The 13531-nt window shown below is 62.0% G+C and carries 15 protein-coding genes and 1 tRNA gene; 9 read left to right on the top strand and 7 right to left on the bottom strand.

Annotation, left to right across the window (positions count from 1 at the left end; translation table 11 throughout):
- Positions 1-204, top strand: a 204-nt coding sequence (locus DDT93_RS26985) for a hypothetical protein (RefSeq protein ID WP_232825548.1), incomplete at its 5' end; no start/stop codon positions are given.
- A gap of 14 nt (positions 205-218) precedes the next feature.
- Here DDT93_RS26985 and DDT93_RS23125 read toward each other — a convergent pair.
- The 3 genes from DDT93_RS23125 to DDT93_RS23120 all read right to left on the bottom strand — a co-directional run bounded on the left by DDT93_RS23125 (position 219) and on the right by DDT93_RS23120 (position 2921).
- Entirely contained in the window at positions 219-1226 is a 1008-nt protein-coding gene (locus DDT93_RS23125) for a hypothetical protein (protein ID WP_109468272.1), read from the bottom strand.
- Between the two features lie 142 nt (positions 1227-1368).
- Positions 1369-1845, bottom strand: coding sequence for a hypothetical protein (locus DDT93_RS26590; RefSeq protein WP_157960265.1), 477 nt, complete (start codon positions 1843-1845; stop codon positions 1369-1371).
- A 332-nt stretch (positions 1846-2177) separates the two neighbouring features.
- Entirely contained in the window at positions 2178-2921 is a 744-nt protein-coding gene (locus tag DDT93_RS23120) for an SDR family oxidoreductase (protein WP_109468271.1), read from the bottom strand.
- Between the two features lie 97 nt (positions 2922-3018).
- Here DDT93_RS23120 and DDT93_RS23115 point away from each other — a divergent pair, with 97 nt between their 5' ends.
- From DDT93_RS23115 to DDT93_RS23105, 3 genes are all read left to right on the top strand, one after another.
- Complete coding sequence (locus DDT93_RS23115; RefSeq protein WP_109468270.1) at positions 3019-3981, top strand: AraC family transcriptional regulator; 963 nt, start codon at positions 3019-3021, stop codon at positions 3979-3981.
- A gap of 315 nt (positions 3982-4296) precedes the next feature.
- A complete protein-coding gene (locus tag DDT93_RS26585) occupies positions 4297-4830 on the top strand; it encodes a hypothetical protein (RefSeq protein ID WP_157960264.1) in 534 nt (177 codons plus the stop codon).
- Positions 4831-5278: 448 nt separating this feature from the next.
- Entirely contained in the window at positions 5279-6484 is a 1206-nt protein-coding gene (locus DDT93_RS23105) for a low temperature requirement protein A (RefSeq protein WP_109468268.1), read from the top strand.
- A 78-nt stretch (positions 6485-6562) separates the two neighbouring features.
- On the opposite strand, the gene DDT93_RS23100 is transcribed toward DDT93_RS23105, so the two are convergent.
- Complete coding sequence (locus tag DDT93_RS23100; protein ID WP_109468267.1) at positions 6563-7468, bottom strand: LysR family transcriptional regulator; 906 nt, start codon at positions 7466-7468, stop codon at positions 6563-6565.
- A 118-nt stretch (positions 7469-7586) separates the two neighbouring features.
- On the opposite strand from DDT93_RS23100, the gene DDT93_RS23095 reads away from it, so the two are divergent.
- Positions 7587-8519 carry an alpha/beta hydrolase gene (locus DDT93_RS23095; protein WP_109468266.1) on the top strand — a complete coding sequence of 311 codons (933 nt, stop codon included), beginning with the start codon at positions 7587-7589 and terminating at the stop codon, positions 8517-8519.
- Between the two features lie 77 nt (positions 8520-8596).
- Entirely contained in the window at positions 8597-9559 is a 963-nt protein-coding gene (locus tag DDT93_RS23090; RefSeq protein WP_109468265.1) for an alpha/beta hydrolase, read from the top strand.
- A 509-nt stretch (positions 9560-10068) separates the two neighbouring features.
- Here the strand turns inward: DDT93_RS23090 and DDT93_RS26580 are convergent.
- Positions 10069-10152: transfer RNA gene (locus tag DDT93_RS26580), tRNA-Tyr, on the bottom strand.
- Between the two features lie 125 nt (positions 10153-10277).
- Between DDT93_RS26580 and rlmB the strand changes: the two genes are divergently transcribed.
- The 3 genes from rlmB to DDT93_RS23075 all read left to right on the top strand — a co-directional run bounded on the left by rlmB (position 10278) and on the right by DDT93_RS23075 (position 12366).
- On the top strand, positions 10278-11048 hold the full coding sequence (gene rlmB, locus DDT93_RS23085) for a 23S rRNA (guanosine(2251)-2'-O)-methyltransferase RlmB (protein ID WP_109468285.1): 771 nt from the start codon (positions 10278-10280) through the stop codon (positions 11046-11048).
- A gap of 219 nt (positions 11049-11267) precedes the next feature.
- Positions 11268-11714, top strand: a complete 447-nt coding sequence (locus DDT93_RS23080) for a YHS domain-containing (seleno)protein (RefSeq protein WP_109468264.1) — start codon at positions 11268-11270, stop codon at positions 11712-11714.
- Positions 11715-11892: 178 nt separating this feature from the next.
- Positions 11893-12366 (top strand): CoA-binding protein, encoded by a 474-nt coding sequence (locus tag DDT93_RS23075; RefSeq protein ID WP_109468263.1) that lies wholly within the window; start codon positions 11893-11895, stop codon positions 12364-12366.
- 68 nt (positions 12367-12434) lie between these two features.
- On the opposite strand, the gene DDT93_RS23070 is transcribed toward DDT93_RS23075, so the two are convergent.
- Positions 12435-12749, bottom strand: a complete 315-nt coding sequence (locus DDT93_RS23070) for a phosphoribosyl-ATP diphosphatase (protein WP_109468262.1) — start codon at positions 12747-12749, stop codon at positions 12435-12437.
- Entirely contained in the window at positions 12746-13507 is a 762-nt protein-coding gene (gene hisF, locus DDT93_RS23065) for an imidazole glycerol phosphate synthase subunit HisF (RefSeq protein WP_109468261.1), read from the bottom strand. The genes DDT93_RS23070 and hisF overlap by 4 nt, the downstream gene beginning before the upstream one ends.
- Positions 13508-13531 lie beyond the last annotated feature (24 nt).

Here is a 13531-nt window from a genome sequence, read left to right as displayed (position 1 = left end):
GGCCTCCTGCTCCTTAATCATCCCGATTATCTGCGCCTCGGTGAAACGGCTCTTTCGCATTCGTCTGCTCCTTCAGTGTTGGCGCAGACTCTACACTACGATGAGGGATTTCGCGGGGGGCAGGTCAAGCTTCAACAGATAGGTTGGGCCACGATCCGGGGCAGTCAGGTTCGTTTGCCTTTGCCCGGCATAGCCCGTGTCTGACGCTGCGCAATCACCTATTGCGCTGAAGTCACAAGGGCTATCTTGCTCACACGCTTGTCTTGTCCGAATTCGATCAGAGCAAACCATTTCCCGTAACCATCCGCAGAGTTGGCATCGGGCATTTCGGGGCAGGACGGTATGGTGAAATCTTGCGATATGGCAGTGTATCCGGCGGGCACGCGTCCAAGAATGCGAACCACCTCCCCACGGGTCAGACCGACCCTGAGGCCCGAAGGCATCTGCCAGGTCGGCGAGGTGGCGGACATCGTGATAAGGTCGCCTCGGGAAAAATCAATACTCGCTCCAGTAAGTGCCAGCCTGTCAATTGGTTCATCACTGAACGAAGTTTCGTCGGTGGCCATCGGTGTTCCGAGCGTACTGAGTGCGTCCAACGACGCGCTCATCCTTATACCATTGAGGCTGAACTCCGATGTGGGAAGGCAATCAAATTCGACGCCATACTGACGTGTTGTTACCAGGATCGGCATTGAGGCCGATGAAACAGCATCCGATATCCATGTCTTGGAAACCCAATCCCAGGTTTGGCCAGCTGCCAATTTGGCATCATGGAGCCCGCCGCCAAAGCCGTAGGTGACGGTTTCGGGGATGCATTCAAGGCTGGCGACCCGTTCGCCGTTCTCGGTCACTTCAACCCACCCAAAGCGCGTTTGCGTGCGCTGCATCTCCTCCTCAGAGAACGGACGTTCAAAACCGCCCCCAACACTATAGCCGTAATCCTGATTGAAGAAGGTGACTGACTCGCTGATCGCCGTGCCGAGCCCCGACCACGGCTCGAAATTCACGCGTTCAATGGGCTCAGACAGGGTGAGATCCGCTGGCCCGCCAATCGGGCCGTAGCTGTAGGTGACAGTCTGGTTATCGAAACACACGAAGACTTCGGTGTCATGGCCTGCAATCTGGCAGGAAGTGAATGTTTCCTGTCCTTGCGGGCAACCTGCCTCCGCTCCCGTCGCCAGTATGCCCATCATGCACAACACGCTGCCCTTCACATCGTATCTCAATCGCACAACCCTTTTGAAATGCAGTTCTATATCCCGACGCTGATGAACAGGTTCCACACCAAACGCAATCACAGTGCCGATGCAGGTTTTGAAATCAAATCCCTAATCGCGGCCAAGACCAGGTGTTGCACGCAGAGGTGGGTCAGTCTGGTATAGCGAGCGGCTGCGTCAAGCCTAGCGTCTCGGCGGCCCGTAACCCTGCTGCAGCGGCATCCATATCAGGATATGATGCGCAAAGCGCTGAGAATTCGGAAAATACTGCGGATAGCTGCTTTGATGCTGCCGCAGATGACGAATGAAAAAATGGTTTGGTCAGATCCACCCCTGCGAGACCATTTTCGCGGATGATGCGCGTCATCACTTTGATCATCGGCAGATCTGCTTCTTCTGGCAGCCCGAGCCCATCCTCAAATGCGCCTGTTCTGCGGAAGTACGCAATTGATGCGTCATGATAGGCAGTGATGACCTCCTCGTGCTTCTCAGAAAGCTCGGCACAGGTTAATCCCGCGAGTTCGGCATCAGTGTAATGCCTGATGCCATTGGAGGCGGGCCATAAAGAGAAGAGCAAAATCGTTGCGGAAATGACCAGAAGCAAACCAGTACCAAGCATTCTCTTCATACACGGAAGCCTTTGTGTCCCATCGTTTACTCAAATCTGGATAGCGTGGGACACTTCCAGCCCGAAGGCAACTTGAATAGGCTGCCATGCGTTCGAGCGTTTCGTTCCAAGGTGGACAGTTGCGCCTTTGACTGCATCCGCCAATCTGGGTTGGAAGCGTACCTTCGCTCCGGACCGAAGGAAGGGCGGCAGAGCGCAGACAAAAGCGGCCGTCCGCTGCGGCGTGTTTGGACGGCGGCGAGCCGCCGGGTCTGTTGTCTCGGCCGGCCAGTAGTCGACGTGTCGGCGAGGCGCGCGGGCCACGCAGTTGATAGCGTGACCCGCGCTTGCCGTCAGCCCGCTTCTGCCAGGGCCACGGCATCGGGGCCGGCAGGATAATGCAACCCGCCGGTGGGATCAGTAGCAGCGCGCCAGACCGCCTCGGCGACATCGATTTCGCGCGTCACCACCTCTGGCGCGGCGAAGGCTTCGAAAATCGGCCCGGCATAGTCCGCATAACTTTCCGGGATCAGATCTTCGAGGCGGAACAGGCTGTTCGCGGCGAAGCGCGTGGTTGGACCATAGCCCGGCTCAACCAGACGCGCCTTCACCCCGAAATGACCGAGTTCGAGTGCCAGTGAGCCGGTGAAGCCCTGGATCGCCTGTTTGCTCGCGGTATAGAGCGCTGCGAGCGGCATCGATGCGAGCGTAGCGCTCGAGGTGACATTGACGATCACCCCCGAGCGGCGCGCGCGCATCTGCGGGATCACAGCCTGCGTCATCGCAATCGTGCCGAAGGTGTTGGTCTCGAAAATCTTTCGGATCAGGGGCATCGGCGTTGCCTCGACGGCGCCCACGAGGCCGATCCCTGCATTATTGACCAGAACGTCGATCGGACCGGCGGCCTCGACGATGCTGGCGATGCTGTCGGGATCGGTGATGTCGAGCTGCAAAACCCGGATGCGCTCGGACGCCGGCAAGGGGCTGGCCTGCGGGTTGCGCATGGTGGCGATCACATTCCAGCCCCGGTCGTGGAAGTGACGCGCGGTCTCAAGCCCGTAACCGGACGAGCTGCCGCTGATGAGAATGGTCTTCATGTCGGTCTCCTGCCAAATCTGTTGACGACCGAGGATTAGCAAGCGTAGATCGAACTATCTCCGATCAATGATCCATGTTTAGTTTGAGATAGTCCGAATGGGCCTCCCCAAGTCCACTGCCTCTGCCGATCCGCTTGCTCAGGTGATCGCGCTTCTGCGCCCTCGTGCCATCTTCTCGAAAAGCATCAGCGGCGCCGGGCGTTGGGCGGTGCGCTATACCGCCTTCGGCCAGCCGGGGTTTTGCGCAGTAACCGAGGGAAACTGTCGCCTCGCCGTCGAAGGCGAGACGCCAGTGGTGTTGGAGGCCGGGGACTTCGTGCTGCTGCCGGCCACCCCAGCCTTCACCATGTCCGGTTTCGAACCGGCACCGCCGGTTCTGATCGATTCCGAACAAGCCGCGGGCCAGGAGGGTGAACTGCGCTATGGTCGTCGCGAGGGTCCCGCCGATGTCCGTCAGTTCGGCGGCTACTTCGCTTTCGCCTCTCCCGATGCCGCGCTGCTCGTGTCGCTGCTCCCACGCATGATCCACATCCGCGGCGTGCCGAGGCTCACGGAGCTGGTACGCATGGTCGGCGAGGAGGCGGCGCAGGAGAAAGCTGGTCGGAGCCTCATCCTGGCCCGGTTGGTGGAAATCCTGTTGATCGAAGCCCTGCGCTCCGTGCCCAAAGACTCCGCGCAACCGGGGCTGCTGCGCGGACTGGCCGATGCCCGGATTGCGGTCGCGCTGCGGCATATGCATGGAGACACGGAACGTTCCTGGACTGTCGAGGGGCTCGCCTTGGCGGCGGGCATGTCCCGCTCCACCTTTTTCGAACGCTTCGCGCGCATCGTCGGACTGCGACCGATGGAGTATCTCCAGACTTGGCGGATGGCCGTCGCCAAGGATCTTCTCTCCTCTGGCACCGTCCCTCTCGATGAGGTGGCGCAGCGAGTCGGCTATGGCTCAGCCAGCACCTTCAGCACCGCGTTCAGCCGCCATGTGGGCATGCCGCCGGGCCGATACATGCGACATGCGATGGCCTCCGCCTCCGCAACAGCGGAGTATTCCGCCGGTCATTGATGTGCGGGCAGAAGAGGAGGGGGCACGAACCAAGACCGCCTTCGTGCTTCTCGGTCCGCATTGCTTCCGGCCCTATCCGGACAATCGCCAGGCTCGGTCTCGCCGCGGCGGGGCTTCCTTGAACCGGTCGTCACCTGATAAGAAATTCATTACCCAGAAGTAATGCGATAGAAATGGCTGCAAATCTGAAGGAATCGATGGGATCACATCCCAGGCGGATTATGTACCGGGCACTTTGTCTATCGTTGATTAAGCAGTATGCGGAGCAGGACGATGTTAGTAATGAAGTCAGTTCTTCAGGCTGGAGTGTCTCTGTTGACATTGCTCACGCTATTGTCATGCAACGGCGCTGTCTCAGCAACTGCGTTCTCGGAGGCATTGAAGGTTTCGGTTTCAGTGATTGATGCGCGACCATCCGGTGAATTAATAAAAGTTGATTACAGAATCTCTAACAGCGGAACGTCATCCGTATGCGTGGATGAACCTAGCACGACTGACCCTGAGTGGAGGGTGTCGGTGAATCGCGTTTCGGATAATGCTCGTTTGTGGCCAGTGACGGTATATGAATTCTTTTTAGGCGATGATCCCGCCATGGAAAGAGCAAGGCAGTTCGAAATACCGGCTGGAGAAACCAAGACGCTGGTCGGCTATGGGCCATTTCCCAGAGAGGGGGTTTTTAGTGGTGAGGATGGCACGAAGCCGGAACTCTATTCTGGTGGAACAAAGGAAAAGCTTTCTGTTAAGATGACTGAGGCATTCTATGATTGCCACTTCAAGAATCAGCTCGTAGCGATGCATGCGCGTAACTTTGTTTATGTCGAATCCGCCGTGTTTAGCGTTCCTCGCTAAGTGAAGGGTGGGCTGTCGTTGGGAAACGAAAATCTACTAATTTCCTTCATGCTGTCGAAATGTATTATGATCTGCAGTACCTGAGGAAGCTTGGTTATCAACACAACGCCGATCACCCCGCTACGGGTCTGTTTTTCACGCCTGTTCACACCCAGCGAATGTTCTCGCACATGGGGCTTCCGGCCCTCTCCGGACAATCGCCAGGCTCGGTCTCGCCGCGGCGCAGCTTCCCTGAACCGGTCACCGATGGCGTCGTGCGGCATGTGCTGGCACGCCAAGGTCGAAAGAGCGGACAAGGCCGCCATAACCCATCCGCGTATGCGCGGATGCCAAACGGATCGGTCCTATTGCTCAGGATCAGGACCTTCCACGAACCAAAAAGAGTTTTGTGACCTGCTGATCCTTCTCTACCCCTAAAGGGGTGACATCGCCTCGCGAGGGAGAAGACATGCCGCTCAAGGACTTTCCGATCTGGACCCGCCCCAGGCACCACCTGGATGTCGAGGGGGGCGCAAGCAATCACGTGCATTGGGTCGAGCTCTTCTACGACCTCGTCCACGTGGTTACGATCTTCCTGCTCGGCAACTACCTGTCCCACCACCTCGACTGGAGCGGGTTCTGGACCTACACCTTCGTCTTCATTGCGATCTTCTTCGCTTGGGCCGACAACTCGATCTACAACTCCCTTTACATCTCGACCGACATTCCCCACCGCGTCGCGATGGCGGTGCAGATCGTCACCATGATGTTCATCGCCGCGGCGATCCCCGAGGTCGCACAGGGCGGGTGGCCCTTCTTTGCGCTTGGCTACGCCCTCAATCGGGCCCTGACCGCATGGCTCTATTGGCGGGCGCGGCACATCGGCGCCGAGACGACCTCTCTGGCGTCCGAGATGGGACGGAACTTCTTTGTCCTGGCCGCGGTGTTTGCCGTCTCGGGCTTCCTGCCGCGACCGCTTGCCTACTGGGTCTTCGGTGCAGGGGTCGTAATGATTCAATTGCAGTACCTGCTGCCGGGCATCGGTACGCTGCGCTTTGAGCGTTTCTTGCCGCGACTGGGCCACCTGTCGGAGCGGTTCGGACTGTTGATGCTGATCTTGCTCGGTGAGGGGTTCTTCAAGCTCTGTGTCACGCTGGCCGACAAGGGCATAGACGAGGCCTATCCTGGAACCTTCTTCAATCTCGTCATGGGTGGGCTGTCACTCTTCGCGTTGGCATGGATCTACTTTGATAGTGCTGGCATGGCCAAATTGAAGACGCGCGCGGTGCCGCTGATGCTGTGCTACTGGTTCGCCCATATCGTCATTCTCTGGGCTGCCGTGACCATCGGCGTGGCGCTGGCGGGCGAGGTCTACGTCGGCTTCCTCGAGCCCTACCCGCCGGGTTACGGGGCGCTCGGCACCATCGGGCTCGCCGCGTTCCTCGCAGCGCTCTGGGTGCTGCAGCTGCTGGTCGAGGGGAGGGACGAAACCCGGCGCTACCACAGCGGCGGGTTGAGGCTCTTCGGGGTCGCCATGGCGGTCTTCATGTTTTTCATCCACGCCTATGTGCCCGCGATTATCGGCAACCTCGGCTGGGGCATCGCGCTGTTCTCGCAGATCGGGGTGCCGCTCTACCGCGCCGTTCGGGACTTGCGGGCACCGTCCCCGACGTAGGGCCATGAGGGAGTGAGGTCGGCGGAACAGGCTGCTTCCCTCGCCACACGGGCCGTTCGTCGCGTCATCCCAACACCGTCAGCCGAGCTGCCGTAGCCGGGCCTTGAGAGCGTCGACGACCAGTCGGAACGCCGGTGAGCTGTGCCGTCGGTTCGGATAGTAGAGGTGGTATCCCGGCAAGGGTGGCGTCCAATCCGCAAGGACCTGCGCGAGCGCACCGCTTGCCATATCGTCCTCGACCTGGTCGCGGGGAAGATATGCCAGCCCTTGCCGCAGAAGAGCGCTCTGCCGGATCAGGTCGATGGTGTTGAAGCTGAGCGCGCCTTCGATCCGCACCTGTTTCACGTCCCCGCCCTTTGACAGTCTCCAGGCATTGATGGTTTCCGACGAGGGCAGTCTCAGGTTGATGGCCCGGTGATCGACAAGGTCTTGCGGCGTGAGCGGGACACCATGCTCAGCCAGATAGGACGGAGCCGCGACAATCGCCATCGGGATCTCGGGACTGATACGCACCGAGATCATGTCCTTCGCGACCTGCTCGCCCAGCCTCACCCCTGCATCGAACCGCTCGGCCACCACATCGACGAGCCCGTAGTCTACGATGATCTCGACACTCACGTCCGGGTAGCCGGGCAGTACGTCTGCCAGGGCTGGCATGAGCACAGTCTTCGCCGCATGCTCGACCGAGGTGATCCGGATGTTGCCTGTCGGCGTGTCCCGAAACTCGCTGAGTTCGGCCAGATCGCTGTCGATCTCGCGGAGCAACGGGCCGAGGCGTCTCACCAGCCGTTCCCCGGCGGGGGTGGGGGCGACGCTGCGCGTGGTCCGCGACAGAAGACGCAGTCCGAGGCGATCCTCGAGCCGGCGCACGATCTGGCTCAGAGCCGACTGAGAAATGCCCAGCCGGATCGCAGCCCTGGTGAAGCTTCCCTCTTCGGCGACAGTCACGAAAGCCGTCAGGTCGGCGATATCCTCGCGCCGCATTTATCACCTCACTTATAGGTTCATGAAGAACTTACCGACTAATCACTGAACGGCTCAAGCGTCATATTGGCTTCAACAGCAACGGATCGGTTCGATCCCAAACTCCAAGGAGACGACCATGACCAAGATCACCTTCGCCAATACCAACAATCCGAACGTGGAGATGTCGGCCATCCTCAACCTGCCCGAGGGTTTCGACGAAGGCGCCAAGTATCCGGCCATCGTCGTCTCTCACCCCGGTGGTGGCGTGAAGGAACAGACTGCCGGCACCTATGCCGCGGAATTGGCCAAGCAGGGGTTTGTGACCATCGCCTACGACGCCTCTTACCAGGGTGAGTCCGGCGGCAGCCTGCGTCAGCTCGAAAACCCCTACATCCGCACCGAGGATGTCAGCGCGGTGATCGACCACCTGACCTCGCTGGGTTACGTCGACACGGACCGGATCGGAGCTATGGGGATCTGCGCGGGTGCGGGTTACACTGCCAACGCGGCGATCAACGATCACCGGATCAAGGCTGTTGGGACGGTCAGCGCGGTGAACATCGGCGCCATGTTCCGCAATGGCTGGGACAATGACGTGGCCGATGCCGATGCGCTGCCCTTCCTGGAGGCCGGTTCTGCCGCACGGACGGCAGATGCGCAGGCGCTCGCTGCGGGTGGCGATCTGGCGCAGATCCCGATGGCACCGCTGAGAGAGGAAGACGCCCCCAACGAGGAGCTGCGTCAGGCGTGGGAATACTACCACACCCAGCGCGCGCAATGCGCGACAGCCCCGGGCTATGGCCTCGCACGCAGCCTGACGCAGCTCATCAGCTACGATGCCTACAACTTCGCCGAGGCCTTCCTGACCCAGCCGCTGCAGATCGTGGCGGGCAGCGCCGCGGGCAGCAAGTGGATGAGCGACGACCTCTACAACCGGGCCGCCAGCGGCGACAAACAGTTCCATGTCGTCGAGGGCGCGAACCACATGGACCTCTATGACGGCGCCAAGTTCGTCGACGAGGCGGTCAGCGTGCTGGCGCCGTTCTTCCAGGACAAGCTCAGCGCCTGATCTGATGCCGTCAATCGTCCTGCCCGGAATGCGGGCGGGACACCCTCACCCAAGTTTGCAATCAAGGAGTTCACATCATGGAAAATGTCACATTTCAGAACCCCGACATGGCATGGCACATCGCCGCGGACATTCACCTGCCGCCCGAGTTCGACGCCACTAAGCAATACCCAACAATCGTCAGCATTCATCCCTTCGGGAGCTGCAAGGAGCGGGCCTCAGGCAACGTCTACGGCAAGGCGCTCGCCACGCAGGGTTACGTGGTCATCGCCTTTGACGCGAGCTATCAGGGCGCATCCGGTGGCAGCCCCCGGTGGATCGAGAGCCCAAGCCAGCGCGTCGAGGACGTCAGCCACGTCATCGACTATGCAGTCACACTTCCGTACGTCGATGCGGACCGGATCGGGGTTATTGGCGTCTGCGGTGGCGGCGGCTATGCCCTGAGCGCGGCCCTGACCGAAAAACGCATCAAGGCGGTGGTCGGGATCACTCCGGTGAACCTCGGCCGCCTTTTCCGCGAAGGGTTCAGCGGGTTCGACCCGGTCGGAACCCTGACCGCAATGGCCGCACAGCGCACGGCCGAGGCACGCGGGCAAGAGGTGCAGGTCAACGAACTGTTGCCCGCCAGCCCCGACGTGGCACGCGAGAACGGGCTGACAGAGCGAGACGTGTTCGAGGCGACGGACTACTACAAGACCCCTCGTGGCCAGCAACCCGGGGGCGCGACCCGCATGGTCTTCAGCCATGCCCAGAAGACACTGTCCTGGGACGCCTTCGCCTTTGCCGAGACGTTCATGACCCAACCGATGATGGTGGTCATCGGCCAGAAGGTTGGTGCCTTCGGCGCCTATCGGGACGGCATGGAAATCTACGGTCGCGCAATGGCATCGAAGGACCGCCAGCTTGTCGAACTGTCAGACTGGTCGCACTACGACATCTACGACCGGGATGAGCCGGTCGGTCTGGCTTTGGAGAAGATGATCCCGTTCCTGCAGCGACATCTGGGCGACGAGGGTGTTGCGTCAGCTGAAGCCGCCTGACGTCAATACGGTTCGGTCCTGCTCTTCGGGACCGAACTTCAGCATGCGGTTCGATGCAGATGCGTCCTGTTCAACCGACCCTGGGCCGGCCGCATGAAGCGATGCGGGCGCAGCTTCGGGCCAAATGCGGAGCCTCGCCGCGTCGCACGACGACGACGACAGGTGTGCGGTTTGAGGCGACCTTGACCATCGGGAGTTGGACTTCCGCTTCGCGATTCAGTGGGAAAGCCAACTGTGCGCACCGAGGGGCGCATTTTGGGCCACAGATAGGGGGGCGAGATTGCGTCCGATTGAAAACAAACCAACGCAAGAGCCGCCCCAAGTCATTGAAGCGGGGTAACAGCTGCAAACCTCTAGGCAGATTCGGAGAATCTCCTTCTTTGAAGGAAATGATTTGCGGCAGCCCGAAACGGCGGGACACCTTCCATGTAACCCATTGTTCTTAATGAGTCGTTGTCAAATGCCTGCGGGACACTCGTACATTGATTTTATTGAGTTTCTTAAGATAGTGGTGGGCGACCCTGGAATCGAACCAGGCGTGCGTCTCCGCGAGGGAGTTACAGTCCCCTGCCACACCTTGCGGCCTGTCGCCCACTGTCGGAACCGCATTGCGTCCGACGTGGGGGCGTGATTACAAGCGCTCCCAAGGGGCGTCAACAGGAAAATCCGGCGTTTTGACTCCCTTTTCTGCGGCGTGGTCCGCAAGGAGGCGAAGGCGATGAAGAAACCCAGATGGGTGGTCGAGAAAGAGCTGGCCAAGAAGGCCGCTGCAGCGGAAACCGTGTGGCTTTTCGGGCTGCATGCGGTGCGTGATGCGCTGATGAATCCCCGCCGCGAACGGCTGCGCCTGATCGTCACCCGCAATGCCGCCGACAAGCTGGCCGATGCCATCGCGACCTCGGGCATGACCCCTGAGGAAGCCGATCCGCGCCGATTCAGCGCGCCGCTCGATCCCGGCTCGGTGCACCAGGGCGCGGCACTCGAGGTCAAGCCGCTGAACTGGGGCTCGCTGGCGGATGTCTGCATCGGGGCGGAGACGCCCCGCGTGGTCCTGCTCGACCGGGTCACCGACCCGCACAACGTGGGCGCCATCCTGCGCTCGGCCGAGGTCTTCGGGGCCAGTGCCGTGATCGGCACCCGCCACCATTCGGCACCCGAGACCGGGGCGCTGGCCAAGACCGCCAGTGGCGCGCTGGAACGGCAGCCCTACCTGCGCGTGCGCAACCTGTCCGAGGCCATCGAGGAACTGCAGGGCATGGGCTATCTCGTGCTGGGGCTCGACGGCGAGGCGGAGGGCACCATCGAAGCCGCGGTCGACGGGCAGCGGGATCGTCCCGTCGCGCTGGTGCTGGGCGCCGAGGGGCCGGGCCTGCGCGAGAAGACCAAGGAAACCGTCGACCGGCTGGTGAGAATCGATTTCGCCGGCAGCTTCGGCTCGCTCAACGTGTCGAACGCGGCTGCCGTGGCGCTCTACGCCGTCCGTCGCTGACCGCGACTCGCCGCTGCGCCCCCGCATGCCGGGGGACGCGGCGGTTGCACGGCCCGGTGTCCCGCACAGCCGCCGGGCGAGGCGCGCCCGCAGGGATGGGCGGGAACTGTGTAACAATGATCACATGGCAGAGCGCAGCGCTTCACAAGCGCGTTTAGGGGCTTCTCAGACCCGGGGACCGCCACCATTCTTGCTCCGACCCGCACCGGAGCCAAAGCAATGCCGATCCGCCGCCTGATCGTGGCCTGTCTTCTCCTGTTGTCCCTGGCCGCGCCTGCCTGGCCGGACCAGCCGGTCATCTACGCGGTGAACGGGCAGGCCATCGGAGGCTACGACGCGGTGGCCTACTTCACCGAGGGCAAGGCCGAGAAGGGTCTGCCCCAGCACAAGGTCATGTGGCACGGCGCGACCTGGTACTTCGCCTCCCAGAAGAACCGCGAGGCCTTCGAGGCGAATCCCCGCGCCTATGCGCCGCGCTACGGCGGCTACTGCGCCTATGGCATGTCGCTTGGCCGCACCGTCTCGGGCGATCCGACGGCGTGGTCGATCCACGAAGGTCGCCTGTTCCTCGTCCATACCGCCGAGATTCGCGACCGCTGGCGGCAGGACATCGGGACCTACGTGGCGCGGGCCAACGCGCATTGGCCCAAGGCGCTGCACGACTGACCTCCTCATCACATAATCGCGAGCGGCACTTTTTTATCCGCAAGCGTTACCTAAATGTAACTCGACCCTGGGTAGGAACACCCATGAGTCATTTTACTGTCCCTCGTTCCGCACCTAGCGCCCAAAGCCCGGCTTTGGGCGCTTTTTTCTTTCGGGGAAGGGGGCTAACCTGCCTCTCATGACCAGCTACTCCGACAGTTTCCTCCGATCGGTCCTCTCCCGCACCAAGGTGGTTGCGGTGGTCGGCGTTTCGACCAATCCGGTCCGTCCGAGCTACTTCGTGGCCCGTTACCTCTCGCTCAAGGGGTTCACGGTGATCCCGGTCAATCCCGCCTACGCGGGCGAGCCGCTGCTGGGAACGAAGGTCGTCGAATCGCTCTCGCAGATCGACGCGCCGGTCGACATGGTCGATATCTTCCGCCGGTCCGAGGCCGTGCCCGGGATCGTGGAGGAGGCGCTGTCGGCCTTTCCCGAGACGCTCAGGACCATCTGGATGCAAATCGGGGTGGAGCACGCGGAGGCGGCGGCCAGAGCCGAGGCGCAGGGGATCGACGTGATCCAGAACCGCTGTCCCAAGATCGAGTACCAGCGCCTGTTCGGCGAATTGCGCATGGGCGGATTCGCGACCGGCGTGATCTCGTCCAAGCTGTAGGGGGGGCGCTGCCCCCGTCGCGCGTCGCGCGACTCCCCCGGGATATTTCAGACCCAAAGAAGCCGGGATCAGCTGTTCCGTGCGGCCTTTTCTGCGATGCCGCTGGTGCCTTCGCGGCGTTGCAGCTCGGCACAGACCTCAGCGAGCGTGACATCGCGGGCGGTGAGCATGACGAGCAGGTGGTAGAGCACGTCCGCGGCCTCGGAGGTCAGGCGTGCCTTGTCGCCCTTCACCGCCTCGATGATCGCCTCGATGGCCTCCTCGCCGAACTTCTCGGCGCATTTCTCGGGCCCCTTGGCGAGGAGCTTGGCGGTCCAGCTCGACTCGGGGTCGGCGCCCTTGCGGGCGGCGATGGTGGCGGCGAGATCGTCGAGCGTGCTCATGTCAGCCTCATGGGGATGCCGGCGGCGGCCATGTAGTCCTTGGCCTCGCGGATGGTGTAGTCGCCGAAATGGAAGATCGAGGCGGCCAGCACGGCAGAGGCGCCGCCCTCGGTCACGCCCTCGACGAGGTGCTGCAGGGTGCCGACACCGCCCGAGGCGATCACGGGCACCTCGACCGCGTCCGAAATCGCGCGGGTCAGCGGCAGGTTGAAGCCGGCGCGGGTGCCGTCCCGGTCCATCGAGGTCAGCAGGATCTCCCCGGCGCCCTTGGCGGTGACGGTGCGGGCGAACTCCACGGCGTCGATCCCGGTGGGCTTGCGGCCCCCGTGGGTGAAGATCTCCCACTTGCCGGGCGCGACGGTCTTGGCGTCGATGGCCACCACGATGCACTGGCTGCCGAAGTGGTCGGCGGCCTCGGCGACCACGTCGGGGTTGGCGACGGCGGCGGAGTTGAAGCTGACCTTGTCGGCCCCGGCCAGCAGCAGGTCGCGCACGTCGTCCTTCGTGCGCACGCCGCCGCCCACGGTCAGCGGGATGTAGCACTGTTCGGCGGTGCGGGTAACCACGTCGAACATGGTGCCGCGGTTCTCGTGGGTGGCGTGGATGTCGAGGAAGCAAAGCTCGTCCGCCCCGGCGGCGTCATAGGCGCGGGCGGCATCCACCGGATCGCCGGCATCGCGCAGGTCGACGAAGTTCACGCCCTTGACCACGCGGCCGTCGGCGACGTCGAGGCAGGGAATGATGCGGGTCTTGAGCATGGCGGCAGTCCTGGCTGGGCGCCC

The sequence above is a fragment of the Albibacillus kandeliae genome, from assembly GCF_003116585.1.
Lineage (GTDB): Bacteria > Pseudomonadota > Alphaproteobacteria > Rhodobacterales > Rhodobacteraceae > Albibacillus > Albibacillus kandeliae.
The sequence above is the reverse complement of the archived record's forward strand: the minus strand, read 5'-3'. Positions and strand labels throughout refer to the sequence as shown.

Bases quoted from the DNA above. Each gene is read 5' to 3' on its own strand.
- DDT93_RS23105 (WP_109468268.1), top strand. From the start codon at position 5,279: ATGCCGCTCAAGGACTTTCCGATCTGGACCCGCCCCAGGCACCACCTG.
- DDT93_RS23080 (WP_109468264.1), top strand. From the start codon at position 11,268: ATGCCGATCCGCCGCCTGATCGTGGCCTGTCTTCTCCTGTTGTCCCTG.
- rlmB (WP_109468285.1), top strand. From the start codon at position 10,278: ATGAAGAAACCCAGATGGGTGGTCGAGAAAGAGCTGGCCAAGAAGGCC.
- DDT93_RS23115 (WP_109468270.1), top strand. From the start codon at position 3,019: ATGGGCCTCCCCAAGTCCACTGCCTCTGCCGATCCGCTTGCTCAGGTG.
- hisF (WP_109468261.1), bottom strand. From the start codon at position 13,507: ATGCTCAAGACCCGCATCATTCCCTGCCTCGACGTCGCCGACGGCCGC.
- DDT93_RS23100 (WP_109468267.1), bottom strand. From the start codon at position 7,468: ATGCGGCGCGAGGATATCGCCGACCTGACGGCTTTCGTGACTGTCGCC.
- DDT93_RS23090 (WP_109468265.1), top strand. From the start codon at position 8,597: ATGGAAAATGTCACATTTCAGAACCCCGACATGGCATGGCACATCGCC.
- DDT93_RS23075 (WP_109468263.1), top strand. From the start codon at position 11,893: ATGACCAGCTACTCCGACAGTTTCCTCCGATCGGTCCTCTCCCGCACC.
- DDT93_RS23095 (WP_109468266.1), top strand. From the start codon at position 7,587: ATGACCAAGATCACCTTCGCCAATACCAACAATCCGAACGTGGAGATG.
- DDT93_RS26590 (WP_157960265.1), bottom strand. From the start codon at position 1,845: ATGAAGAGAATGCTTGGTACTGGTTTGCTTCTGGTCATTTCCGCAACG.
- DDT93_RS23120 (WP_109468271.1), bottom strand. From the start codon at position 2,921: ATGAAGACCATTCTCATCAGCGGCAGCTCGTCCGGTTACGGGCTTGAG.
- DDT93_RS23070 (WP_109468262.1), bottom strand. From the start codon at position 12,749: ATGAGCACGCTCGACGATCTCGCCGCCACCATCGCCGCCCGCAAGGGC.